General features: G+C 50.8%; 21 protein-coding genes. 2 read left to right on the top strand and 19 right to left on the bottom strand.

From position 1 onward, the window contains the following. The first annotated feature begins 310 nt into the window (after positions 1–310). Both ABEB26_RS21890 and ABEB26_RS21885 read left to right on the top strand, forming a co-directional pair. Positions 311–1192: a CPBP family glutamic-type intramembrane protease gene (locus ABEB26_RS21890; protein ID WP_345724216.1), complete on the top strand. Its 882-nt coding sequence runs from the start codon at positions 311–313 to the stop codon at positions 1190–1192. After that, entirely contained in the window at positions 1189–2739 is a 1551-nt protein-coding gene (locus ABEB26_RS21885; RefSeq protein ID WP_345724215.1) for a PP2C family protein-serine/threonine phosphatase, read from the top strand. The genes ABEB26_RS21890 and ABEB26_RS21885 overlap by 4 nt, the downstream gene beginning before the upstream one ends. On the opposite strand, the gene ABEB26_RS21880 is transcribed toward ABEB26_RS21885, so the two are convergent. The 19 genes from ABEB26_RS21880 to ABEB26_RS21790 all read right to left on the bottom strand — a co-directional run bounded on the left by ABEB26_RS21880 (position 2736) and on the right by ABEB26_RS21790 (position 25051). Then, positions 2736–5252 carry an ATP-binding protein gene (locus ABEB26_RS21880; RefSeq protein ID WP_345724214.1) on the bottom strand — a complete coding sequence of 839 codons (2517 nt, stop codon included), beginning with the start codon at positions 5250–5252 and terminating at the stop codon, positions 2736–2738. The genes ABEB26_RS21885 and ABEB26_RS21880 overlap by 4 nt on opposite strands. A 9-nt stretch (positions 5253–5261) precedes the next feature. Then, entirely contained in the window at positions 5262–7046 is a 1785-nt protein-coding gene (locus ABEB26_RS21875) for an ATP-binding protein (RefSeq protein WP_345724212.1), read from the bottom strand. 3 nt (positions 7047–7049) lie between these two features. Further along, positions 7050–8138: a tetratricopeptide repeat protein gene (locus ABEB26_RS21870; protein WP_345724211.1), complete on the bottom strand. Its 1089-nt coding sequence runs from the start codon at positions 8136–8138 to the stop codon at positions 7050–7052. Between the two features lie 71 nt (positions 8139–8209). Continuing rightward, entirely contained in the window at positions 8210–8728 is a 519-nt protein-coding gene (locus tag ABEB26_RS21865; RefSeq protein ID WP_345724210.1) for an adenine phosphoribosyltransferase, read from the bottom strand. After that, entirely contained in the window at positions 8725–9162 is a 438-nt protein-coding gene (locus ABEB26_RS21860) for a hypothetical protein (protein WP_345724209.1), read from the bottom strand. The genes ABEB26_RS21865 and ABEB26_RS21860 overlap by 4 nt, the downstream gene beginning before the upstream one ends. A gap of 80 nt (positions 9163–9242) precedes the next feature. Next, the gene (gene pxpA, locus ABEB26_RS21855) at positions 9243–9983 is read right to left on the bottom strand and encodes a 5-oxoprolinase subunit PxpA (protein ID WP_345724208.1); all 741 of its coding nucleotides are present in this window, start codon (positions 9981–9983) and stop codon (positions 9243–9245) included. Beyond that, a complete protein-coding gene (locus tag ABEB26_RS21850) occupies positions 9980–10768 on the bottom strand; it encodes a mechanosensitive ion channel family protein (RefSeq protein ID WP_345724207.1) in 789 nt (262 codons plus the stop codon). Before ABEB26_RS21850 ends, pxpA begins: the two co-directional genes overlap by 4 nt. A gap of 21 nt (positions 10769–10789) precedes the next feature. After that, a complete protein-coding gene (locus ABEB26_RS21845; protein ID WP_345724206.1) occupies positions 10790–11452 on the bottom strand; it encodes a DUF4230 domain-containing protein in 663 nt (220 codons plus the stop codon). A 130-nt stretch (positions 11453–11582) separates the two neighbouring features. Beyond that, a complete protein-coding gene (locus ABEB26_RS21840; RefSeq protein ID WP_345724205.1) occupies positions 11583–13253 on the bottom strand; it encodes a C40 family peptidase in 1671 nt (556 codons plus the stop codon). 454 nt (positions 13254–13707) lie between these two features. Beyond that, positions 13708–14844: a glycosyltransferase family 4 protein gene (locus ABEB26_RS21835; RefSeq protein WP_345724203.1), complete on the bottom strand. Its 1137-nt coding sequence runs from the start codon at positions 14842–14844 to the stop codon at positions 13708–13710. Between the two features lie 63 nt (positions 14845–14907). After that, positions 14908–15222 (bottom strand): hypothetical protein, encoded by a 315-nt coding sequence (locus tag ABEB26_RS21830; RefSeq protein ID WP_345724202.1) that lies wholly within the window; start codon positions 15220–15222, stop codon positions 14908–14910. Positions 15223–15281: 59 nt separating this feature from the next. Next, positions 15282–16049, bottom strand: a complete 768-nt coding sequence (locus ABEB26_RS21825) for a 3-hydroxyacyl-CoA dehydrogenase (RefSeq protein WP_345724201.1) — start codon at positions 16047–16049, stop codon at positions 15282–15284. A 181-nt stretch (positions 16050–16230) separates the two neighbouring features. Beyond that, complete coding sequence (locus ABEB26_RS21820; RefSeq protein WP_345724200.1) at positions 16231–17385, bottom strand: thiolase family protein; 1155 nt, start codon at positions 17383–17385, stop codon at positions 16231–16233. 205 nt (positions 17386–17590) lie between these two features. Then, positions 17591–18193: a 5-oxoprolinase subunit PxpB gene (gene pxpB, locus ABEB26_RS21815; protein ID WP_345724199.1), complete on the bottom strand. Its 603-nt coding sequence runs from the start codon at positions 18191–18193 to the stop codon at positions 17591–17593. 253 nt (positions 18194–18446) lie between these two features. After that, on the bottom strand, positions 18447–20339 hold the full coding sequence (locus tag ABEB26_RS21810) for a hypothetical protein (RefSeq protein WP_345724198.1): 1893 nt from the start codon (positions 20337–20339) through the stop codon (positions 18447–18449). Then, the gene (locus ABEB26_RS21805; RefSeq protein ID WP_345724197.1) at positions 20333–21490 is read right to left on the bottom strand and encodes an iron-containing alcohol dehydrogenase; all 1158 of its coding nucleotides are present in this window, start codon (positions 21488–21490) and stop codon (positions 20333–20335) included. Before ABEB26_RS21805 ends, ABEB26_RS21810 begins: the two co-directional genes overlap by 7 nt. Before the next feature lie 214 nt (positions 21491–21704). Further along, positions 21705–22649, bottom strand: a complete 945-nt coding sequence (locus tag ABEB26_RS21800) for a CpXC domain-containing protein (protein ID WP_345724196.1) — start codon at positions 22647–22649, stop codon at positions 21705–21707. Between the two features lie 12 nt (positions 22650–22661). Beyond that, complete coding sequence (locus tag ABEB26_RS21795) at positions 22662–23294, bottom strand: CpXC domain-containing protein (protein WP_345724195.1); 633 nt, start codon at positions 23292–23294, stop codon at positions 22662–22664. A 20-nt stretch (positions 23295–23314) separates the two neighbouring features. Beyond that, complete coding sequence (locus tag ABEB26_RS21790) at positions 23315–25051, bottom strand: long-chain-fatty-acid--CoA ligase (protein ID WP_345724193.1); 1737 nt, start codon at positions 25049–25051, stop codon at positions 23315–23317. Between the last annotated feature and the right edge of the window lie 56 nt (positions 25052–25107).

Raw genomic sequence — 25107 nt, 5'->3', positions numbered from 1 at the left:
TCGCGATATCACTGCAAAATGGGTCACGCTGCCAAACTGGGCACGGATTCGCAACCAATTGGCCATTCGCTTTGACGGACGCTTTCCGGGGTAATGGGGCGAAATACACAATCTACTTGACAGTCCCAACCTGTCCGCCCTCTCCCGCCCGCGAGGCGAGGGGGAACCGCTCCAACAGTCTCCCCTCGCCCGCCGCCGTGGGCGAGGGGCTGGGGGTGAGGGAACGAGCACTGGTTGCCAACCCAATGAACCATTACATCTATGTTCTTTCCCCTATGCTACAATAGCGCTCACGACCAACGGAGGCACTATGTCGCTGCTTGCTTTTCATCAACTAGAATCGCCAGAACACCCGTTGTTGCAACGCCCACCCTGGCGTTATGGCTTGGCAATCGTACTAACGATGCTCTGTGCTTTGGCCATGATTTTGTGGGGCACGACGTTTACCAGCCAAGCAACCCAAGGTGTAGTAACGGAGGTTGGTTCGTGGGTTGTGTTTACCGGGGTGTTCTGTTGGTTGGCATGGTTTCGCCAGCCGCAGGCCAAACGCCGCACCATTTTAGTCTTTGGATTATGGGCGGCGGCAGCAATCACGGTTAATCTTGCTGCCAAACACGGGCTAAATCAGCATTTTTTGGCGCTTGGCTTGGCCGATTCGCCGCGCTTATATTGGGCTGGCCTCTTTTTTATTCCCCCAATCCTGCTATTTTGGTATGCTCAGCGCGATCAGCAATTGCAAAATCATGGCTTGCACCTACGCAAATGGCCAGATCAAGTCTTGATTGGCTTGCTTGCAGGTATTTTCATCTCGCTGCACTTTTTCTCGACGATTCGATTTAGCGGGATCGTCGGACTCAGCATTAAGCCGTGGCAATATATGTTTTGGTCGCTGGGCTACGAGGTATTTCAATCGCTGGGCGAAGAATTATTTTTTCGCGGCGTGCTCTTGCGTTCGCTGCAAAATGTGTATAAACTCAACTTCTGGCAAGCAACCGCTATTACCACCGTCGCTAATTTGAGCATTTACCTCATTCGCAGTCAATGGCAAAATCCGATTCAATTGGCTGGGGTCGTGATTTATTTGTCGATGATTTCGATTGCGGCCTCGCTGTTGTTTCGGCGCTACCAAAGCGTCGTGCCAGGCTACCTTTGCAATATTGTGTTTAGTTTTAGTGCAATTTTACGCGCATGAATCGTGCTCGCCGCCATCGTGATGTGATTAGCATCAGCCTGTTGCTCTCGGTCATTACGATTGTGATGTACCTTGGTGAGGGGCGTTGGGCAGCTGCGCCTGCGTTACGCTACCTCTATTTGATTCCAATCGCTCAGGCTGCGATGGGGTTTGGCTTGATGGGCAGCATGGCTGTGGCGATTTTGGCCGATCTGCTATTCGCCCCCTTGGTTGCTACCGCCTTGGCTAAATATGGGATGTTTGGCGCTCCCACGGTTGAAATTATTGTGACCCTCGTTTTGATGCCGGTCTTGGCCTATTTTGCGGGCAGCGGTTGGGGTCGGCTTAGTCGCCAGCGTGAGCTTTATCAATTTTTGAGCCGCATGGGCGATTTATTTGGCCGTTCGCTGCCCCGCGATCAATTGCTCGCCGAGATTTTGCAAGAGGGCGGCACGCTGATCGATGCTCAAGGCGGTGAGATTATTTTGATTGAGCAAGGCCAAGCACGCATTGCTGCTAGTTGGGGGATTGAAGCTCAAGCCACTGCCGCCTACCAAACCAGCCTCGCAGCCTATATTTTGAAGCGCAATGAGCCATGGTCAGCAACCAGCCTCGAAAACAACAGCGATTTTCAGCGAGTCGGTTTTGGCCAACGAATTGATGCTGCCCTCGCTGTGCCGTTACGCTTGGAAGGCAAGCCAATTGGTCTGTTGGCGTTCTACAATCGGCCTGGCGGGTTTAGCAAACAAGAGCAAGCCACAGTCGAAGCGATGGGCAGCAAAGTCGAAGTTGTGCTAGAGAATTTTCGCCAAGTCGAGGAACGCTCTGAACGCGCCCGCTTGCAGCGCGAGTTTGATCTGGCGGCTGAGGTGCAGCAACGCTTTTTGCCCCAGCAATTACCAGCGATCAGCGGCTACGAAATTGCTGGTTTTACTCAACCAGCCCGTGAGGTTGGTGGCGATTTCTTCAATGTGCTCAGTTTGCCTGATGGCCGTTGGTATATTGCGGTTGGCGATGTTTCGGGCAAGGGCGTAGTTGGCGCATTTTTCATGGCTATCGCCATGAGCGTAATCGATTTGCATTTGCAAGAGGGCCAATCAACCAACCAACTAAGTTTGGCTAATCGGCTCAATCCGTTGTTTTATCGGCGTATGGCGCAGCAAAAAATCAACACTGGGTTGGCCTATGCTTTGCTTGATTCAAAAACTGGCCATATGCAGTTGGGCAACGCTGGCTTAATTGCGCCGTTGCATGTGCGAAAAAACGGCGAATGCGATTATCTTGATTTGACGGGCTTTCCCTTGGGCGCGGTGGCGCAAGCGGAATACAACGAATCGGCGCTCGAACTTCAAGCTGGCGAGAGTTTGATTTTTGTCAGCGATGGTGTGGTTGAAGCCGCCAACCATGATCGCGAATTATTTGGCTTGAATCGCTTGCGTAACCTAATCAGTATGCTTAGCCAGCGTCCGGCCTCGCAGTTGGTAAGCGAAATTATGAACGCTGCCAATCGCTGGAGCGACGGCCAATACCAAGATGATATGACCGTCGTCGTGCTCCGTCGGATCTAATGTCCGCGATCTTCTTCTAAAGCTCGTTGTAATTCTTCGATCAAGCCCAAGGGCGCTAAACGAACTCCCAGCAAATTACTGACCTCAGCTGGATCGGCGCGAAGCAATTGATCGATGCTCCTAAATTGTTCGGCTAAGGCTTGGGCCAAACGTTCACTGACAAATTCGTAGCGCAGAAAATCAGCGGCGGTTAAGCGACGTTCGGATTGAGCCATATTTAATTCCTGCAAAGCCCGTCGCAAGGCCTCGTCCCGCACACCCAAATCATACACTGCATCGATCGCTGGAATCGCCAATGGCTCGGTTTCAGCTGAACGCAAGGCGATAATTGGCACATGCGGCGCAATCGCCCAAACCGCTCCCAAAGCCAACAAACTAGCCTGAGCCGGTTCGCTGGCATCAATCACAATACAGGCGGCCTGCTGCAAACTCTGCAAACTATGCTCAGTCAGCGAGATTGCTGCATCAATGCCAACGATTCGCAAAAAGAAGGGAGCGCTTTCCAGCACATAACGCAATTCCTGGTTAACTTGGTTGTTGCCAAGGGTATTAATCAACACAGCGTAAGGTGCAACTGTGGTTGGCGGCAAATCAACCGCATTGGTTGTGCCAGTAATTGCGTTCATCAAGGCGCTAGCAACCCGATTATTGGCATCGAAAATTTGTTTGGCATGCTCAGGCTTGACGATCCGCTGTGCACCTTGGGCACTCAACATCAGCGCATTGTTGTAGAGAAAAATCAAAACATCACGCATTTGCGGGTCGGCATAATGGTTTAATTGGGCTACTTGGTTAATCACTGCATTGCGAGCATTTAAATAGAGCATACCTTTGCTGCCAGTATGTTTGCGCTGAGCTTTGCGCTCATCAAGCATTGCCTGCAGCAGTTGCTTAATCGATGGACTCAAATTTGGGTCGGCCAACAAGGTATCAACTTGTTCGCTGGTTTCGGAATTCTCAGAAAAAATCAACACTGCTGGAATTGATTCAGGCAAATATTGCGAAACTTGGGCTTGCACGCCCATTTCGGCGTAACGCTCCTCAAGCTCCAACCAACGCTGATCTTTGTTGGGCATAGCTTCGAAAATGAAATCACCACCAACATCCAAGCGCCGCAAGCCAATATTAGGCGTTAATTCAGCGTAACGGCGCAAAAATGGCTCATCAGGAAAATATTGCGCATCGATCACGCGTAAGCCTTTGGCCGCAAACAACACAGCATGCTGACCAATCCCGCCTGGCGTAGTGAAATAGAATAACAAGCGTTGATGGGCATCGTCGTTGTTGATGCCGCTGCGCGAAAGTTGCGATTGCTCAAAATAGCGTGGCAAATTCATGCGTCCAGCATCAGTCTCAAACAACACGATGTCTTTGATTCGAGCAAACAGCTCATCGGAAATTAGCGCCCACGATTTGATCACCCGATTGTGTTGGGTGACAATTTCGCGGAACAAGCGCTGATCGTTGAGTGCCAATTGTTCAAGATAATTTAAAATTACTTGGCCCAACGTGCGCTGAACCCGCTCGAAATATTCATCGCGGCGCAAAGCTTCGCGCGAAGTTGTTTCGCGTAAATTCGGGCTTTCGACCACGCCCTTAACGAATTTGGCCCACTCTGGCAGCAAACTGCGCTCGCCACGACAGACAAACATCCGTCGCACATAGATAATCAAATCGCCATGTTCGCGCACATTCAGATACGGCTGCTTGGGGATAAACAGCACCCCGCCAAGCTTAAACGCGCCATCATCTTCCTCGACATTCAGCGGAATCACCGCCAAAACCGATTCGCTAGGATACAGTTCATTCAAATAGCGAATATACTCGCTTTCGCTGGCTCCGCTATGCCATGGCGCTTGCATCACATTAACTGGGCGTGGCGATGGATCGAGGTAAATCGGCACACTCAGCAAATCAGCAAACAGCCGTATCAAACGACTAAGCTCATCTTCCCGCAGTAAATGCACTTGACTTGGCTTGATCGCCACGGTGACGGTTGTGCCAGCATTAGGGCGGGTGGTTTGGCCCATGCGGTAGGATTGCTCGCCGCTACATTCCCACCAAACTGCGGCCTCGCCTTCGCTGCGAAACGAACGGGTAACAAACTCTATCCGTTCGCCGATGATAAAGGCCGCTAGCATGCCCAAGCCAAAGCGCCCGATCAAGCGTTCGGCCAAACTACGCTCACCGATGGCCTCAAGCCGCGAACGCACAGCATCGGTGTTGCTGGCCCCAATCACCGAGAGAAATTGCTCGACCTCGGTCTCATTCATACCCACACCGTTATCTTCGATCGTTAAGCTGCGACCAAAGGGGTCATAGCGCACATGAATTTCGGGCAATGGCGCATTGGGATCATCGGCTTGGCGCACGAGGCAGGTATCGTGGGCATTTTGCAGCAATTCGCGAATCGCCACATGCGGGTCGGCATATAAACTTTCGCCAAGGGTGCGAATCACCCCAGGCACATTAATCGTCATTTGACCTTGGCGAATCCCATGTGGTCGTTGCATAACAACTCCTTAGCGTTGAGCCAGTGCCAGTTCGAGCAGCGAAGTTTGGGCTTTTTGCACCGCCTCACCCAGTTCGGGCGTGAGTTCAACCCCGCTGGAAAGCAAGGCATAACCCCATAAAGCTCGGACAACCGTAGCCCAGGTTGGGTCGCTGAGTTGGCCATCGCGCAGTTGCTGAATTAATGGGTTGAGCGTGTTGACGCATAAAACATAATCATCGCTACGATTGCGCCCGACCGATTGCACAAAACTGAGCAAACTTCCACTACCTTTCAACAGGCTATCCACAACTTGTTCACGTTTATAATCGCTAGAGCGCATGGCTAAGGCCGTCAAATGGCTTGGCTCGAAGCGCACCGCATAAACCTGCATGCCCAATTGTTCGCAGTGTTGCTCTAATTTTCGCCATTGCTGGTCGGTTTCAGCTTCGATCAACTCGGCGATGCCAGCGGTGAGCGGCTGAAAACTTACGCCATGGCGCAGGCTACAATATTTTTTCAAGAATTTTTCTTCGATTGAATTAATATGCAACACTGGTACACCGCGTGCACCCACAATTGCCCGTTGTTGAGCGCTTGGGGGCAAATCATTCAGCACATAAAAAATTGTCCGTTCGTCGGCCCCACGAACTGGAATTCGCTCAAGATAGCGCGTTAGGGTAATCGGGCCAATATCGCTCTCGAAGGTCAGCAAATCGGCGACCGCAGCAAAAAATTGACTATCGTTGACTGCCGCCTGTTTGATGCCACTATTATATTGTTTGACCACCTGCACAAAGGTCGCTGGCTCACGCTGGGCCAAGCGAATTAAGAACGAGCGCACCGCCTCAACCAAGGCTTCTCGTAAAGCACGATAGTTAGGGCGTTCGATCATAAAGCCTTCACGGCTGGCAACTAACTCCAGCAATGGCGCATCGATAATCCCACAGATAAAGGTGGCCCAATCGGGCAGCAATTGCAAATCTTGGCAAACATACATGCGCCGCTGAAACACATCAAGGCTGCGCGGGCGAATGGCTAAATTGGCCTGCAACGGCATAATTGCCAAAACCCCAACGCATTCAGCTTGCTGCTGCTTAATCGTGATTGGCTCGACTGCCAAGGGCACGACCCCATAACGATGCTTCACATAGTCAATATATTCGTGCTCCGAAGCATCCAAATGCCAAGGAGCATGCATGCGGTTGATCGGGCGAGCATCGTCGCCGAGGTAGACCGGAAATTGAATGAAATCGGCATAACGAATGATTGTGGCACGAAGCGTCGTTTCATCGAGCAAATTATAGAAAGCTGGCTCTAATTCAATCGTAACAGTTGTGCCAATCTGCTGGCGTGTGCCCAATTCAAGGCTATAATCGGCGCTGCCCTGCGAACGCCACAACACCGCTTGCTCACTGCCTTCAGCCAAGGTATCAACCGTTACTTGATGTCCAATCACAAAGGTGGAGAGAAAGCCAATCCCAAATTGACCAATCAACATCTGCGCGGCGTTTTGATCGGCGGTTGAAAATTTGACCTGGCGGGTTTGGCTAGCGCCAATCGTCGCCAAATAGCGCACGACATCATCGCGAGCCATGCCCGTGCCATTATCTTCAACCACCAACAAACGCTTGGTTGGGTCGATTCGCACATGAATTGCTGGCTGAAAAACGCCGTGTTGGGCCAAACGCCGCACACACGAATCGCTGGCATTCTGAATTAACTCACGAATCGCAACGTGTGGATCGCTATACAAATTCTCGGCCAACAAACGAATCAGATGTTCAAAATCAACTTGAAATGTTCCAGTACTCATCACTCAGCGCTTTCCGATTAGACGATCAAACCATGAGCCTTGTTTGGTTGCCGATTTTTGGGGCTGTTGTTGCTTGGTCAGGGTTTCAATCCACTCACGCGCCTCTTTTTGGCGGTGCTCAAGCTGTTGGGTTTGGGCAAAGTGGTAGGCTTCATTGGCAAAATACCAAGCCTCATCAGTACGATTTAATGCGTGCAAGGCCCGCACATTCGCCAACAAAGCCCAAGCCTCATCGCGGGCATGCAGCCGTTTGCGGGCTATTTCGAGGGCTGCACGCGAAAATTCGAGCGCTTGCTCGCCCATCTTTAATTGCAAGGCGATTTCGGCTCGCCACATCGTCGCATCTTGATGGTCGCTGGCAGAATCGTAGGCCAAGGCGCTGGCAACATTCTCGCTAAACAACTCAAATGCTGCCTGAAGATTGCCTTGTTGATAGTGGAGATGGGCCAAATAGCGGCGAGCAGTGATCATCCACGCTGGGTTGCCTTCGCGCTGAGCATATTCAAACGACAGTAAACCATAGCGCAAGGCTTCAGCAGGCTCCTCGCGCTGGGTATGCAAACGTTGCAGCACACGATAAAACACATAGCGGTAAAAATCAGCGGAGTAGGTATCGTGGCGAATCATGCCCAAGCCTTGTTGGGCATATTGCAGGGCATCATCGTATTCTTGCATAGTCATGGCATTGCTGGCCAACAAGCGTAGACAATCGAGTTGCCAAGCAGTGGTATTGCGGGCTTGGGCTTGCTGCAAACAATCGAGCAACAAGACCTTAATTTCGTCCCAGCGTCCTTTCAAATCAAGGTCGATCAGCGCACTGCACAGCCGAATTGTGGCAACTAATTCATAGTGCGGTTCGCGCAATTGGCGTGCCCGCGCCAACATCGTGGTTGCCACCTCAAGCGCCTGCTGGCTCTGATCCAAGTTCATCAGGGCTGCGGTAAGCTTTTGGTAACACAGCAATTCGTTATCGCCATCGGCTTCTTGGCGTGCGACGACAATTCCCTGCTCCAACAAACTCGCAGCGCTGCGAAACTGGCCTTGCCGAAAAAGCTGAGTTGCTTGATTACAAAGATCGGCAGCGTAACCCATCGCACCAACCTCCCGCCATTGGACAACCTGAGACCAGCATGCGGTAGGGGCTTGCTGGCCTCATTGTCGGTTTAGTATTGAATTTGGGCGTAAAATGGCCGATTGCCAAGTTTTTCGCGCCCACCTAAAAAGGTCAATTCAATTAAAAAAGCTGCCTCAACCATCTCAGCCCCGAGTTGGTTGAGCAAATCGCAGGCCGCGACCACGGTTCCCCCAGTTGCCAAGAGATCATCGACAACTACAACCCGATCGCCAGCTTGCAAGGCATCGTTATGAATTTCCAAGCGATTGGTACCATATTCCAAGCTATAATCTACGCCGATGGTTTGGGCTGGCAATTTGCCTGGCTTGCGAATTGGCACAAAGCCAATCCCCAAGCGTAATGCCAAAGGCGCACCAAAAATAAAACCACGTGATTCAATCCCGACAATCGCTTGTAATTGTTGGTTGGCATAGCGCTGAGCAAAGTGCTCAATCGCTGCATCGAAAGCTTGAGCATTGCCCAACAACGGCGTAATATCTTTAAACTGAACCCCAGGAATTGGAAAATCGGGGATATTGCGAACAAACTGGGTTAAATCGAGGCTCATTCAATAATTTCCTTGGCCGCACCTGGCCCAGCTTCAATATAACGGCGAGCAGCAGCCACTAATTGGGTTAGCCGACCATCAACAATCTTGCGCCATTCGGCTGATTCTTGATCAGTTAATGCACCGCCCCCATAATGCAACTCCATGGCTAGCTCCCAGCCACGGCGCAACGCAAACTTTTCGATAATCGCCTGACGATCTTCGGGCCAGCGTTTGATATAGCGTTGAAACGCCGTCACTAATTTTTTGGAGCCATCAGCGTTGAGTGCGGGCAAGTCGAAATAGTTGTTATTGGCATCTTCCGGCGCAGGGCTTTTGGCGCTCGAAAAGTAAATTGTTTGGGTGGTAAAACAATAGCGTGCCTGACCTGCCTTCGCATAATCGCCGGGATTGCTGGCAATTGCCCCAATCAACATGCGATCAGTGATTGTCATAGGCTACTCCTGTCTGGATTGTGCTATATCGAGTCTAGCATAGCCAACCCGCCATCGCAAGTTAGCGACCATATGGCGCGTCAGCAGGCCGCCTGAATCGTAATAGCTTCAGCTACTAGCGCAGTACGAACAGCTTGGGCAAAAGCCAGTGCTTGCGGGGTATCGCTATGCAAACACAAACTTTGCACGGTTAACCGAATTGGTAGTTTAGTATAACTTGGAAATGGCATGCCTTTGGCAAGCGCTAAAGCCTGTTGGAGTGCCACATTCGGCTCATGGTGCACAGCTCCAGCCAAGCTGCGCGACCGCAAGCGACCATCAATTTCGTAAGCTCGGTCGATAAAGCCTTCGGCGATTGTCTGCAAGCCTGCCGCTGCCGCTTGTTCGAGCAACGAGCTACCCGCCAAACCCATCAATCCAAGGCTTGGGTCGATGTTTTGGATCGTCGCAATCAGCAGTTGGGCTAAATCGGAATCAATCGCAGCCTGATTATATAAAGCTCCATGGGGTTTAACATAGCGTACCTTAGTCCCTTGCTCAGTCGCCAAACGTTGTAACTGCGTAATTTGCGCGGTTAAGCTAGCCTGCAGTTGGCTTGGTTCAAGTTCAATCACCACTCGCCCAAACTGCGCCCGATCAGGGTAGCTTGGGTGTGCCCCGATACAAACATCGTGTTGCTGAGCCAATTGCAAGGCAGTTCGCATGCTTGCTTCGTCGCCAGCATGGCCGCCACAAGCAATATTGCACGACGAAAGCAGCGGCATTAATTCAGCATCAAAATCGCTACCTTCGCCCAAATCGGCGTTGAGATCGATGATCATGCCAGCCAATCCTCAGCCAATGCTTTAGCTCGCAAGCGACCAGCCAAATTCGAGCGTACTACGTTGCTATCTACACCTTTGGATGGCAACCAAAAACGGGTTTCGACAATCAAGCCATCAGCTTTGACGGCGGTGATTAGCACTTCGGCAGCAGGTTTTTCCAACACATGCTCGGTTGTCCGAGCCAATTCAGCTAAGCCCTGCACCACTGGGGCAAAATCGACATCGCGTTTGAGGGTCAGTTCAACGCTATGGCGACGCTGCACATAGCGCGTCAAATTGGTAATAGTGCCGGTGTAAATCGTAGCATTCGGCACCATCACTTCGCGACCATCGGCAGTGCGCATGGTCGTGGCTCGCACCGCAATATCGGTCACCGTGCCCTCATCATTGCCAACTAAAATGCGGTCGCCCACCCGAAACGGGCGCTGGAACAGCAACAAAATCCCAGCGGCTAAGTTTTTGGTGATGTCTTGCAAGGCAAAACCAATGATCAAGCCACTTACACCCAAGCCTGCTACAAACGAAAGCGCCAGTTGGCCCCAGCCCATGACCAGCAGCACAATCACCAAACCGGCGACAATCACCAAAATTCGTACTAAGCGTAAAATTAGGTTTTCGGCTTCGCTGGGTAATTCCACTCGTTTTAATACGCGGTTGGTTGCGCCATTGGCCAGCCGAATGCCATAGCGCAACGTCAAGAGCACCACAATTGCCGCTAAAACTCGTGGCAGCACCCGAATCGCAAAATCCTGCGCTTGTTCCGACCACAAATTCCAATCCATACCATAACCCTCATACTTGGTTTATTGCGACTTGGTTGTGTAGAGCACGGAGCCATTCGAGGCGCGAATCGTAATATTTTTATAGCCAACATCAGTTAACAAACGCCCAAGTTCTTCACTAGCTTGTTGCTGCGATTGCGAGAGAATGCCTTTTTCGAGCGCATCTTGGCGCACTTGTTCGCGCAAGGTGTTTTGGGCTTCCACCGTCATGTCGGCAATTTCATGTGAACAGCCAGGCAGCCATTTGGGCGTATCTTGGGCAATAATTCGGCTGTTTTGGGTATCAAGCTCGTTGCTCAGCAATTCAGCATCGGGCAAAACGATTTCGACGGTGGCTTGGTCAGGGTAGCCATCATTGCTCACAATCAGACGTTCTTCGCTAATTTTGCTCAAATCAATCCCCGCCTGCACATTGAAATAGCCCAAATAGGTAATTTCTTCGGTGCAAGCCCCCAAAATTCCATGCTCACGAATAATCGTGGTGTCTTTAGAGAAATTCATTGAGAGCGTTGAGAGCTTGGCCTGGCGTTTGATTGCTTGGAGTACCGTCATACCTGGCTTAATCGTTGAGGTTGGTTGAGCCATGATTCCGTCAAAACCGAGCGATGGTGATAAAAATGCATAGCCAACTACACCGATCAGCGCCAACACCAACACCAGCATAAGCATCGTCCGAATTCGCATAGGGTTATCCTCCCCACTATGAAATAGCCTTACGCGCGATTATAGTAGCCGAGATTAAGCCAAAAAACAAAAGAAGCGTCCCACAATTTGTGGAACGCTTCTTGCATTGAGTTATTGTATGAAACAGCGACTAGCGATAAGGCCGCAACGCGCCGTAATAGTGATTGAGCCAGTAGCTGCTATAGATGCTGACTGCACCAACGCCCGAAGCGGGAGTCATCGCATTGACCATCACACCGCCGCCAACGTAGATGCCTACGTGGGTGATGCCAGGGCCAGCAGTGCCAGCATAGAACAACAGGTCGCCTGGTTGCAAGTTGCTCATGCTTCCGATGAAGGTGCCATAAGCGCTGCTATATTGGCCAGCGGCGCTGTGGGGCAAGCTGACCCCAACTTGACGATACAAATACTTGGTCAAGCCGCTGCAATCGAAGCCACTGCTTGGGCTTTCGCCACCCCAGCGATAATTGTAGCCAACATAGGCCCAAGCCATCGAAGCAACGTCGCCGCTAGCAGTGCCACCACCGCCGCCACCGCCACCAGCTGGTTGGCTAGGGGTGCTCTTTTTGGGGGCAGCTGGTGCAACTGGCAATGAAGGCACATTGGTCGTGAATGGTACACGTCGGAACACAAAGTTGCTGACATCAACTAAATCTTGTGAGATCCAGCCTTTGGTGCCTTTGGCAGTTTGAACCTTGACCCATTCTTTGTAACGAGCCAATAAGGTTAATTCAGCACCTTTGCTCAGCTTGCCCAATGAATCGAATTTGGTGCTTGGGCCAGAGCGCAAGTTTACGCCTTCATCAGTTGCCCAACCAACCAAATCAGGGTTGGCTGATGGAATCGATTCAGCTTCGGCGATGCGTTCGGCAACACCAGCTTCAAGATTCAAGAATTCGGCTGAAACCCAACCCACATTGCCTTCGCCAGTTTCAATTTGATACCAGCCTTGATAGCGGGCCAATAACGAAACTTGGCTATCAATCCCCAGCTTTTTCATGCTGATGTAGTCAGTGCCAGGGCCGTCACGCAAGTTCAAATTATCTTGGGTGATTTTGCCCACTTTGGCTGGTGGTGGGGTTGGAATATTTTGGGCATCAGGCAAGGCATCGATTACCGATTGCTCTAAATCAAGCAAATCAGCGGCGAGCCAACCTTCTTGGCCGCCCTCGGTGCGTACTTGCACCCAATCGGCGTGGCGTGCCAAAACGGTTACCTTGGTGCCAGAATCTAATTTATCTAGGCGATCGAATTCAGTGCTTGGGCCATTGCGCAAGTTGGCAATATCGCCGTTTACTACTGATTCGGGATAGTTCGGAGTATTGTTGACTGGGCGGCCTACTGGAATCACCAACGAATCATCGAAATCGGGACTGCTAATTGGCCCATCGCCAACACCTGGATCAGGCGTAGCTTCTGAATCATTCAGAGCCGTCAACGGAGCTGGTTCGTTGCGGTGGGTCATGGTCATCAAGCCGAGTGCTGGCCGAACTTGGCGTTCAGCAGTTGGCGATGCGCTGACTAAGAGTGCAGTATCTACCTGAGGTTTAGTAGCATCTTTGTTGACAACTAAACCAACTGGTAAGAGCGAAAGCACCATGAGATGGAGTAGGTAGCGCCGTGGAGCTTTGCGCAGGTACGATGGAACCGCACGAAGTGCAGAAACAGAACGGGCGTTAACGCGCTGGCGTAAACTGGTCGTTCGTAAAAGCGAATTTTCGTTGTTCACAGCCCGCTGCTGGAAGTCTTGTAGATCATGATCTTCTTGGACCAGATCATTCGAGGACTTAGCATCTTGCATGCAGCTGTAACCTCCCTATTATCGAATGCGCCTTAATGATATCGCACCGACAATTAAATAATTAACGTTTATGCATCGTGCAATGCCGAGAGCGAAGTTAACATATTTGTGCCATGTTTGCAAATCTCAGCTATTTTTCAGACTACTGGCTTAAGCTTTTCAGATATTTATCAGATAGTACTTTTAGGCCATAGTAAAGCCTTAAATCAGCGTTTTCTTCATCAAATTAGCACATATTTTCTTGAAAATGGATGAGAAAACTCTAATCATTATGTGATGTTAGGCACAAAGTTGACCATAATTTAGTTGAAAATTTAAGCTCTTTTTTACCATTTTTCAAATCTTTATTAATTTTAATTAACTAAGAATTTAAGCTTTTTGGCAACGATTGAGGTTTAAAATGCGCCAATTTAAAGGATTTAGGCCATCTGAAGCATCCAAATCTGATCAAACCCTAGGCTTTCTCATAAACCTTAAGCATCTGAGTCGCAAAGTGTTGCCAATTAAATTGGCTTGCTCGTTGCAAACCACGTTGGCGATATTCGTTATTTAATTCAGCATCATTTAACATGCGCAACATTGCCATAGCCCAAGCCTCGGTATCGTGTGGCGGCAGCAAAATTCCAGCCTCGCCAACAATTTCGGGCATGCTGCTGGTATTCGAAGAAATCACTGGTGTACCACAACTCATCGCTTCTAATGGTGGCAAGCCAAAACCTTCATAGGTTGAAGGCCAAACAAATGCACTAGCTCCCGCAAATAGCGCGGCGTTTTCAGCATTGGTTACGCGCCCAGTGAAAATAATATCGGCAGCTAAATCTTCATCAAGAATGGTGGTTTCCAAAGCAGGAAAAAATGGCGAATTGGCCTTAGGACGGCTTCCAGCAATCACTAATTTAATCGGTTGCTCAATTCGGCGACGTACACGCCCAAATGCCCGTAATAGCGTGGTAAGATTTTTGCGTACATCAAAGCCGCCAATATAATAAAAATAGGGCTGATTAAGATTAAAGCGTTGCAAGGTTTGGCTAATCTGTTCATCTGTCTGCGGTTGATAATCAGGTGCAACGCCTTCGTAGATTGTGTGTACGTGTAATGCATTGACTTTCAACACATCAATAATATCATCGCGGGTATGGTCAGAGACCGCCACTAATTGACGACAACGGCGCACAGCACTTGTCGCTAGGGCAGTATAGGCTCGCATCGCCAACGAGCCACGATATTCAGGCAAAATTAATGGAATAATATCGTGGACTGTTACCACTGTCGGCACTAATTGACGACGGGGCGGCGCATAATAGGGCACATGCAACAAATCAACGGCTAAGCGCAAGGCGGCGCGTGGTAACTCAATTTGCTCATACCAAAGTTTGGCTAATTTAGGATGCAGCTTATCAAACGGGGTAGGCACGCGATCGACCGCAATATGCGGAATTTGGGGAATTTCGGCTTGGGTATAGGCTGGCAAAAAAAGCACATATTCGTGCTGTGGGCCTACATGCGGCAAATGTTCAATTAAATGATGTAAATACTGGCCGCTGCCCACCATTGGTTCAGCCCAAAATGTGCCACTAATCCCAATCCGCACGATAGATACTCCCATTGCTGCGGCCAATCAGGCTGCATTATACCAGTGCTCAGGTTGCTACGTTTATTGACCAAACATCGCCGCGACCCAAGTAATTAAAAAGATCGAGAAAATCGTGGGAATCGCGCTGATTAATGGAAAGACGCTTTGGATAACTTGAAAGGCTGTACGTTTGCCAGCACTGATTTTGTTAACATCATTTGGATGAATTTCCCATGTTTTGCCTTTGAAGCGTTCGCTGCGCCGAAGTTCAACCTGCCAGCGCTGGCTCAGCCATTGACCAAAAAACCAATCTTCGGTTAAACGAACGCCACGCAACCACCACAACACATTGCCTGCCAAAATCAAGGCAGTTAAAAATAATTGCATCCCGCTCATCACCATGCTCCTAAAAAACCAAGGCAGTGGCTGATTGTACCACTGCCCAAGCCGAATGCTTACTTATAGCCCATGCGTAATGCCCCATCCAAACGAATAGTCTCACCATTTAACATGGGATTTTCGAGAATATGCTGGGCCAGCATTGCGAACTCCGCCGGATCGCCCAAACGTGGCGGGAAGGGCACTTGCGCGGCCAGGGTTTGGCGGGCCGGTTCGGGCAAACCTGCCAACAACGGCGTGTCAAATGTGCCTGGGGCAATCGTCATCACCCGAATGCCATGCCGTGCCAATTCGCGGGCAGCAGGCAGGGTTAGCCCAACAATTGCCCCTTTCGAGGCACTATAGGCGACTTGACCAACTTGGCCATCGAAGGCAGCAATCGAGGCGGTGTTGATAATGACACCGCGTTCGCCAGCGGCATTTGGCTCATTTTGGCTCATGCGTTCAGCACCCAAACGCAAGGCATTAAACACTCCATTTAAGTTAACTTGGAGCACCCGATTGAAAAGTTCAAGGCTATGCACACCATTGCGGCCCAGAATTTTCTCGGCACTGCCAACGCCTGCACAGCTAATCACCGCTTGCAAACACCCATTGGTGGCAATCGCTTGATCAAATGCAGCAGCCAGTGACGTTTCATCGGTTACATCACACGCTACAAATCGAGCATTTGAGCCTAATTCTTTAGCAAGCGCCTCGCCAACCTCAACATTGCGATCAGCAATCACAACCTTGGCTCCAGCACTATGCAAGCGGCGCACGGTTGCGCCGCCCAAGCCCGAAGCTCCACCAGTTACCACCACACTCAAACTTTGAATTTCCATTGTTGGTCCTTATTAGCTAAGGGTCTAGGAGCTAGGGATCAGGGGCTAGGATTAACCGCGAAGAGCTGTTTTAGCCACAGATTACGCAGATTTCTTTGATTATGTTGCTATGCTAAAAACCTCAATTCGCTATATTCTATGCGCTGCTCCCTAGCCCCTAGACCCTGCCCCCTACCCTATGTTATACCCGTTCAATAATTGTGGCAGTCGCTTGACCGTGGCCGATACACATCACTTGCAGGCCAAATTGGGCATCACGACGTTCGAGTTCGTTGAGCATTTTGCTCATCAATACTGCACCAGTTGCGCCTAATGGGTGACCATGGGCAATCGCGCCGCCGTTAGGATTCACGCGGCTAGGATCAAGCTTAAATTCACGCAACCATGCCAACACCACCGAAGCAAAAGCCTCGTTGATTTCGACCAGATCAAGATCGTTGATGCTCAAGCCAGCCTTGGCCAAGGCTTTATGCGTCGCAGGAATCACTTCGAGTAACTGCATGCGCGGATCGCCAGCGGCAACCACCCGCGCACGGAATTTGGCACGGGGCTTGAAGCCATCGGCGAGGGCTTGTTCGCGCTCACCAATTAATACCACCGCTGCGCCATCGGAAATTTGGCTGGCATTGGCGGCAGTGACCACGCCATCGGTACGAAACACCGTTTTGAGCGTGCCCATCTTGGCCCGATCAGCCTCGAAGCGAATGCCTTCATCGTAGATTAATTCGTGGGGATTACCGGTTTTATCGCTGCCAACAATTGGCGCGAGTTGGCTGCTGAACCAACCAGCCTTGGTTGCGGCGGCGGCGCGTTGATGGCTCTCAAAGCTCCAATCATCAAGCTCGGTGCGTGATAATTGATATTTGTCGGCGATCAGTTCGGCTGATTCGCCTTGATGCACCAGTTGGTATTTTTCGTTGATCGCAGGATTGAATGTGGCAAAATTGCCAGTCACATCACTAAACATCGGCACACGGCTCATCGATTCAACCCCGCCAGCGATCGCGTAGTGCGCATCGCCTGCGGCAATTGCCTGCGCCGCGAAATGAATCGCCTGTTGGGCTGAGCCACACATTCGGTTGAGGGTTACTGCGGGAACTGTAATTGGCAAATTAGAGAGCATCACGCCCAAGCGGCCAATATTTGCGCCTTGCTCACCAGTATTGGTCACACAACCAGTAACCACATCTTCAATCAGGTTTGGATCAATCCCAGTGCGTTCGATTAAAGTGTTGAGCACATGGGCATATAAAACATCGGGGCGCACATCGCGTAGGCTGCCTTGTTGGCGACCAATCGGCGTGCGAACGGCATCAATTAACACTGCTTCAGCCATGAGGCTACCTCCTTGGAGCTACTGACCACCTGTGTTATGCGCGAGTATAGCAGATTTGGGGAACATAGAGCATAGAGCAAAGAACATAGGCAGCAGAGAAGAAAAATTTTAACCACGAAGGACACGAAGCGCACGAAGATCGATTTCATCGTTCTCTGTCATTGTTTTTATATTCATCCCTCATAATTCATCCTTCATCGTTATCTTAATTGGGATCAAAATAAACCAAATCGCCTGCGTTCAACAGCGCTGGCGGATCGGCCCGTGAGTCAAACAATCGTAGCGGGGTTGTGCCAAGTATATGCCAGCCACCAGGCGAGCTTTGGGGATAAATACCCGTCTGATCGTTGGCAATCGCCACTGAGCCAGCGGCAACTTTAGCGCGGGGAGTTGTACGTCGAGGTAAATGTAAAGCCACAGGCAAGCCATCAAGATAGGGAAAGCCTGGCAAAAACCCGACCATTGCCACCCGATATTCGGCGCTTGAATGCAACTCGATCACTTGATTAATCGTTAATTGACAACGTTCAGCAACCTCAGCTAAATCAACCCCATCGTAGCGAATTGGAATCCGATGGATGCTCGGAGTTGGCAAAGTTTGTTGGCTCAATTGAAGTCGCTGGATTTGCCGCCGCACTTGGCGAGCATTGGTCAACCGCAAATCAAATAAAACAGTAACTGTTTCCAAACCAGCAACCACATCAATCACCCCAAACAAGCAGGCATTCCGCAACACCAACCCTAATTGGGTAGGCTGCGGAGCGGTAATCAACAAGGCGCTATCGCCAAATAGTTCAATCTTCAACATAGTTTACGTCGAGCAAAGAACATAGAGCAAAGAACATAAGGATAGAGCTTTTAACCACGAAGAGCAGGCAGGGACGAGGGATCAGGATTCAGGGACGAGGGGCCAGATTTGAATTACCCAGCCCAATCATCAACCTTACCCACTGATCACTGGCCCCTGAGACCTAAATCCTCTCTGCGCCTATGCGTTTTATCTAGCCCTTGATCCCTAGTTTCTACCTTTTTCATCCCTCATCCCTCATCCCTCATCCTTGTTAAAACGGTTCCGGTGGGCGAATTTTATAGATCATCGCCGCAAACCAGATGATCATGCCAAAAATTGCGCAACCGCTGGTAATCAGAATTGCAGGCCAGCGACCCCAGCGCGTGCGTTGCCACAACCAATCGAGGGCAATTCCGGTCATCAAAGCAATTGCCCAAGCGCTAAACATCAACCAACGGGTGGTGATGGTCGAGCCATTGATAATTGGAAAGGCCGCCAAGATCAAACTAACAACGAACGTCGCCCCAGCCACCAATTGCAAGCCACGATCTTTGCGACTGAGCCACCAACCAAATGGTGCAATTAGGACAGGCAGCAAACCATAGTGTCGCCAAAACCCAAGATAGATCATATCCCACAGTAATTGCAGCCGTGGCACAGCTTCGCGCTGATTAACTGCGTTCATGCCACCTTCGGCAAACGATTGGCCTTGCTGCAAAAACAGCCCAATAAAGCTTGAGTAATACAAGGCCCAAACAATCACTTGAGTTATGATCAAGCTAGTGAATAGCGCCGAACCTTGGGAACGTGGGCCGCGCCACCAGAGCCAGAGCATCAGCAACCCACCCATCAAGCCAGTATTGAGATAAAAGCCAAAATGGCCGAGCGCAATCGTACTCAACCCGAGTGTAATCCACAGCCAGTTACGCCGCTCATGCCAGTGTTGCCACGTCCAAACCATAAATGTTGCCAGTAGCAAGGCCACAAATTGGCTAAAAATGTGCGAATCAAATGACCAAGCGTTAGTCATAAAGCCCGCAGGCACGAGGCCATAGATAATCGCGCCGATCAGCGCTCCACGACTTGAACCAGTTGTGCGCCAGCCCAAGCAAAATAGCACTGGAATCGCCAAGGCTTCACAGGCTGCCGCAGTTAATTGCAACAACCAATCGGCTGAAATCCCAGTCAGGGTCAGTGGCTGTAACAATGCGTACAACACTGGCGGATAGGGAAAATCGATGCCGCGATGGCGCGATGGCCGAAACAAATCGCCAAGGTTGGTAGCATGAATCCGGTTGCGATGAAAGCCAATATCGCCTGGCATATGTTCGAGCAGCAAGCGCCCGCCCAATTTGAGCGACCAGACCAGCACCGTTGCCAAAATCAGCCAACGCAAGACATCGCGACTGATCGTTAATCCCAAGCGCTGCAAGATTGGTGGCAAGACCCAGCGCAACAGCACCAGTGCAGCCAAACCATAAAGCGTTGTTTGAACGATTGCTGGTGCTGCATAACTTGCCCGTAATGGTGCAAACCAGGTAGCGGCCACAATTCCCAAGCCAGTCAGGCCAACTGCCGAGCCAACTTCAAGACTCGAACCACCAAGCCAAGTAATGCTCAAACCAAGCGTCGTCAGCAAAAATAGCCAAGCTAGGGTTGGATAAAGGGCAGGCCAAGCCCAACCACTGCTGCTTAATTGCCCACCACTAAACGCTGCCCCCAGTTCACGTGGATCATCGCTCACCACTGGCTGAGCAACCGTAATTGCCACTTTGCCAGCGGCATCGGCAGGCAACAGCACATGCAAAACCCGTCCGGCGGTGTTGGTAAATTGGCTCGTTCCCATGATGAGGCTGGCTGGATTGCCCGTAAGTTGGGGCAAATCGAGCCAGTAGTGGCGTTGCGGCACATTCGGGAAGCGTAATTGAGCATTCAGGGTTGACCAACGGTAGCGAGCTGAACGATCAGGCAATTGTTCGCCAGCATTAAAGCCAACCACAAATGGGGCATCATTGTTGATGCCCTCTTCTAAGCCCAGATTCAACGGCACTTGCCATTGGCGATTGGAGACAACGCCCAAACCAATTAAAAGCCCAATTAATAACGTAACCAGCGTCAACCACTGGCGACGCTGGCTGAAGATCGTCATCGTATCAACTACCATGCTGCTTGCAAAATCCCCAGTAAATCGTCAACGGTTGGCGCAACTGGGTTATGATAAATCGCCCCATCGCCAAAAGCCTGTTCAGCCAACATGGGCAAAGCATCTTCGGGAATACCCAAATCGCGTAGCTGAGTAATCAATCCGCAATCGCTGGCCAACTGGCGCAAACCGGCAATCAAATCGTCGATCACCTCTTCGCGTGGCCGACCACCAGTGTTGATTCCAAAGGCCCGCGCGAGCCGAGCATAGCGATCGGGCACGGTGCTAGCATTGAAGGCGACAACATGTGGTAGGAAAATCGAGTTGAGCAAGCCATGATGCAAGGGGAAATGGCCACCTGTAGCGTGAGCCAAGGCATGCACCGCACCCAAATATGCGTTGGTAAAGGCAATCCCCGCCATACACGAGGCAATCAACATCTGGCCGCGAGCTTCTTCGTTGGTCGGGCCATGGTGAGTCGCGTCACGCAGATAATTTGAAACAATCTCGACCGCGCCCAAAGCCAAGGCATCGCTCATTGGCTCAGATTCGGTTGAGACATAGGTTTCAAAGGCATGGGTCAGCGTATCCATACCCGTTGCAGCAGCCAAATGCGCAGGCAAACTTTGGGTTACTTGCGGATCGAGAATCGCTAACTCTGGCGCAAGATATGGGCTAGTAAACGAGAGCTTAACATTATTGGCTTCATCTTTGATCACAGCAAAGTTGCTCGCCTCCGAGCCAGTGCCAGCGGTCGTAGGAATTGCCACCATCGGAATTAAGCGCCGTTCGAGGATGTTGATCCCTTCGTAATCGAGCAAATTACCGCCCTCGGTAATCAAAATGCGCATGGCTTTGGCGGTATCAATTGGCGAACCACCACCAAGCGCCACCAACAGATCAGCGCCCGATTCGCGAGCTTGAGCCGCAGCCGCCTCAACCACGGTCACCGAGGAATTCGGCGGCACATCGCTGTAGACACCGACAACTTCGACCGTCTCGGCCAACGCTTGTTGAACGTGCTCAACCAAGCCCGACTTGACTAAACCAGCATCGGTCACAATGAAGGCCTTGGTTGCGCCCAGCGAGCTTAATTCAGCTCCCATTTCGGCAACCAAGCCCGATTTATACAACACCCGTGGCAGTAAACGAAACTCAAAAAATTCTTGCATAGTTGGCTCCTTTTATCGAGGGATCAGTAGTCAGGGGTTAGGGGTCAGAAGTTAAAACCATGAAGTACACAAATGACGACAGTCCCATCTAGTATTTTAATTCTTGATTCCTAACCCCTAGCCTCTATTCTATGTTCTGGAATTTTGCCTGCTGTTATTCTTGATTCCTGGCCCCTAGTCCCTAGCCCCTGACCTCTAGTTCTACATTCTAAATCTAGCGTTCACCGCGCAAGACCGCTCGCGCCTCACCAATTAACTGCGCTGCACCTAAATCCCCAACATCGCGCAAGGCTTGTTGCTCCTCGGCCAGCCACGCATCGGCATCAGCGCTTGCCAAAATGGGATATTCGGCCCGTAAAGCCAGCAGTTCGCCAGCATCCTCACATGCCAAAACCGCCCGCCGAATGCTGTGCCAATTGGCTGGCGGCGGAGCACTCGCTTGGGCCGCCACCGCTGGTTTGGTGTTAGCTTGGGTTTGGCTCGATTGATCAAGTGTTTGGCGCAGCTGAATCAGAGTAATTCTGGCTCGTTCAAAGGCTTGGCTAATTTCAAATTCGCCTGCATCAACCGCTGCTTCGGCCAAGCCGGCCAAGCCCTCGTCCATCGCCTCATCAAGCAAAAAGGGATATTCATGCAACACTGCTTGCAATGCTTCGGGAGTATCGGCAGCCAGCATACGCATAATCGCTTCAGCTAAGGGCGGCAAACTATCCGAATCTTCCGAGCCAAGCGCATCGCCAATCGCTTCAATTGCTGATTGCGGCGTGTAATTCAGTTGATCTAAGGCTTCAGCCACGCCCGCCACCCCAGCCTCAGCTTGCACATTACCAAGATAGGGCAATTGATTTTCGCGTGGTAATGCCCCAATCAACATCCACAGCAAGCCTTGAGCCAATTCATTCCATTCGGCTTCGGGCATACCATAAGGAACCCCAAATAGTACCGCCTTAGCCCGCCGATCATGCAGCAAAATAGGCGCAGGCACAACCCCAGTTTGGCCACAACCTGGGCAGCGGGTGTCGTGCAAGCTTACAGCACGAATCGCCTGCACCAAATCAGGGCGTTCCTCGGCATCAACAATCAACCAAGCCTCGGCCACAAACGGGGTTTGGCAGGTTGGGCAAACAAGCTCATATGGTTGGCTATACGAAATTGGCATGCATGGCTCTCGCTAGGGTATTAATCGACGCAAAAAATCGCTAAGCCCACTGTCTATTGGCACAACGGCGGCTAAGCGATCAAACAGCAACGTTAAGTCAGATTGTTGGGTAGCAGTTAAGCTTTGCCAAAATGCTTGGTGATGGTCGCGATCATGGCTTTGCAGCAAGGTTTCAAACTGATCGATTGTTGCCAGCTGCTGCGCTGGCCATTCCATCGTCGCCATCAGCGCAATTAACTCGCGACGATAACTCGCATGGATCAGCATTAACTGCAAATCGTCAAGATCTGCCGCAAGCTGGACATGGCCCAAATACTCGGCTTGATCCAGCGTTTCGAGCGCCAATCGGCTATGCAACAAGCCAACCAATTGCTGGGCCAAAGCTTCAGCCTCGCTAGCGCTGGCAACCGATAATGGCAAAGCTAAAATCAATTGCTCATAACGAGCATCATGATACAACAATGGTGCAGTTAACGAACCAAACGCATCACAATAGGGGCATTGAGTTTCGCGCAAACGACCATCAAATAACTGTTGCACTAAACCAGGCTGCTCCTCAGCATCGAGAATCAGCCACAGGGGCGCATCGAATTGCGCCCCACAAGCAGGGCATTGCACCACGGCAACTTCATGGCGAGAACGCATATCCCAACGTTAGGTTTGGCCTAACTTGCCTCCTGCTGGATTTGCTCAGCTTGTTTTTGCTTTTCCATCTCGACCAACACCCGCCGCAGCACTTTGCCAACTTGGGTTTTGGGCAATTCCTCAATAAATTCGACTTGGGTCGGAACTTTATATGGTGCGAGATTTTCCTTGCAAAAATCGCGAATTTCTTTGGCTGTGGCAGACGTATCGGGCTTGAGCACCACAAAGGCCTTAACTGTTTCACCACGGTAGGTATCGGGAATGCCTGCCACCGCCGCTTCAAGCACGGCTGGGTGCATAAACAGCACTTCCTCGACTTCACGTGGCACAATATTATAGCCCGAAGCGATAATTAAGTCTTTCTTGCGATCAACCACATAGAAATAGCCATCGCCGTCGGTTTTGACAATATCACCAGTGCGTAGCCAACCATCTTCGGTCAACACCTTGGCGGTTTCGTCATCACGACCCCAATAGCCCTTCATAATTTGTGGCGCACGAATCAGCAGTTCGCCTTCGCGTTCCGAGCCAATTGGCAGTGGTTCTTCGGTCTCAAGATCCAAAATTTGCACTTCAACATCGGGCATTGGCACGCCGATCGAGCCAGATTTGCGAGTACCAAAAACCGGGTTACAGTGCGTAACTGGAGCCGCTTCGGTCAGGCCATAGCCTTCGACCAAACGTCCGCCGGTTAATTCACCAAATTTCTCTTGAACTTCCATTGGCAAGGCCGCCGAGCCACTAATACAGGCCTTGATTGAGCGCAAATTGTATTTATCAATATCTTTGTGATTGATAATCCCAATGTAGAGCGCTGGCACGCCTGGGAAGATCGTTGCCCGTTCGTTGTGCAAGGCTTCGAGCACACCATCAACCGGGCGCGGGTTGGGAATGATGATCATTTCTGCACCAATTGCCACCGCAAAGCACATGCCGACCGTCATCCCATAGACATGGAAAAACGGAATTGCACACATCACGCGCTCTTGGCCAGGCTTGAGACCATTCATCCAATTCAACAATTGGCTGGTATTAGCCAGAATGTTGTAGTGGGTTAGCATTGCTGCTTTGGGAGCGCCAGTCGTGCCGCCAGTATATTGAAACAGCGCCACATCATGGCCATCGATTACAACTTTGGGCGGGGCAGGTGGATACTCAGCCAACAACGTGCTAAACAACAAGGTCGTGCGATCAGGCGTAATCTCAACCCAGCTTGGATCTTTTTGCTGGGTACGGCGTACCAAGATACTTTGAGGAAAGGATAAAACATCGTGAACATAGGTCACGATCACCCGTTTGAGCGGTGTTTCAGCCAAAATTTCTTGGACTTTGGGGTAGAACGGGCTAAGTACAAAAATCGTCTCAGCACCAGAGTCGGCTAATTGATGTTTGAGTTCGCGAGGCGAGTAGGTTGGGTTGATATTAACAACCGTGGCCCCTAAACGCAGCGCAGCAAAAAAGCCAATCACAAACTGGGGCGTGTTGGGCAGCATAATCGCAAAGCGATCACCCTTGCGAACACCCAAGCCATGCAAGGCTGTGGCAAACCGATCAACCGCTTCCTTCAATTGCCGATAGGTGAGCGAACCACCAATTGCCACCCGACCACCAAGTACATATTTCAGTACAAAGTTTGTAGCCACCTGATTGGGATAATTGGCAACGGCGGTATCCAATAACGAAATCAACGGCTCAGTGGAGTATTGCAATGAGGGCTTGACCGTTGGCTCGTAGTGTGTTGTCCATGGCGTATCCACGATGATACCTCCTCAACAGCGGACAAGCAAAACATTCGGTGAGGCAACAGGGCGAA

Origin of the sequence: Herpetosiphon gulosus (assembly GCF_039545135.1) — a bacterium.
Lineage (GTDB): Bacteria > Chloroflexota > Chloroflexia > Chloroflexales > Herpetosiphonaceae > Herpetosiphon > Herpetosiphon gulosus.
The sequence above is the reverse complement of the archived record's forward strand: the minus strand, read 5'-3'. Positions and strand labels throughout refer to the sequence as shown.

Bases quoted from the DNA above. Each gene is read 5' to 3' on its own strand.
- ABEB26_RS21875 (WP_345724212.1), bottom strand. From the start codon at position 7,046: ATGAGTACTGGAACATTTCAAGTTGATTTTGAACATCTGATTCGTTTG.
- ABEB26_RS21870 (WP_345724211.1), bottom strand. From the start codon at position 8,138: ATGGGTTACGCTGCCGATCTTTGTAATCAAGCAACTCAGCTTTTTCGG.
- ABEB26_RS21810 (WP_345724198.1), bottom strand. From the start codon at position 20,339: ATGGTAGTTGATACGATGACGATCTTCAGCCAGCGTCGCCAGTGGTTG.
- ABEB26_RS21805 (WP_345724197.1), bottom strand. From the start codon at position 21,490: ATGCAAGAATTTTTTGAGTTTCGTTTACTGCCACGGGTGTTGTATAAA.
- ABEB26_RS21860 (WP_345724209.1), bottom strand. From the start codon at position 9,162: ATGACAATCACTGATCGCATGTTGATTGGGGCAATTGCCAGCAATCCC.
- pxpA (WP_345724208.1), bottom strand. From the start codon at position 9,983: ATGATCATCGATCTCAACGCCGATTTGGGCGAAGGTAGCGATTTTGAT.
- ABEB26_RS21795 (WP_345724195.1), bottom strand. From the start codon at position 23,294: ATGCGTTCTCGCCATGAAGTTGCCGTGGTGCAATGCCCTGCTTGTGGG.
- ABEB26_RS21850 (WP_345724207.1), bottom strand. From the start codon at position 10,768: ATGGATTGGAATTTGTGGTCGGAACAAGCGCAGGATTTTGCGATTCGG.
- ABEB26_RS21830 (WP_345724202.1), bottom strand. From the start codon at position 15,222: ATGAGCGGGATGCAATTATTTTTAACTGCCTTGATTTTGGCAGGCAAT.
- ABEB26_RS21825 (WP_345724201.1), bottom strand. From the start codon at position 16,049: ATGGAAATTCAAAGTTTGAGTGTGGTGGTAACTGGTGGAGCTTCGGGC.
- ABEB26_RS21845 (WP_345724206.1), bottom strand. From the start codon at position 11,452: ATGCGAATTCGGACGATGCTTATGCTGGTGTTGGTGTTGGCGCTGATC.
- ABEB26_RS21865 (WP_345724210.1), bottom strand. From the start codon at position 8,728: ATGAGCCTCGATTTAACCCAGTTTGTTCGCAATATCCCCGATTTTCCA.
- ABEB26_RS21800 (WP_345724196.1), bottom strand. From the start codon at position 22,649: ATGCCAATTTCGTATAGCCAACCATATGAGCTTGTTTGCCCAACCTGC.
- ABEB26_RS21820 (WP_345724200.1), bottom strand. From the start codon at position 17,385: ATGGCTGAAGCAGTGTTAATTGATGCCGTTCGCACGCCGATTGGTCGC.
- ABEB26_RS21890 (WP_345724216.1), top strand. From the start codon at position 311: ATGTCGCTGCTTGCTTTTCATCAACTAGAATCGCCAGAACACCCGTTG.
- ABEB26_RS21880 (WP_345724214.1), bottom strand. From the start codon at position 5,252: ATGCAACGACCACATGGGATTCGCCAAGGTCAAATGACGATTAATGTG.
- ABEB26_RS21885 (WP_345724215.1), top strand. From the start codon at position 1,189: ATGAATCGTGCTCGCCGCCATCGTGATGTGATTAGCATCAGCCTGTTG.
- pxpB (WP_345724199.1), bottom strand. From the start codon at position 18,193: ATGTTGAAGATTGAACTATTTGGCGATAGCGCCTTGTTGATTACCGCT.
- ABEB26_RS21840 (WP_345724205.1), bottom strand. From the start codon at position 13,253: ATGCAAGATGCTAAGTCCTCGAATGATCTGGTCCAAGAAGATCATGAT.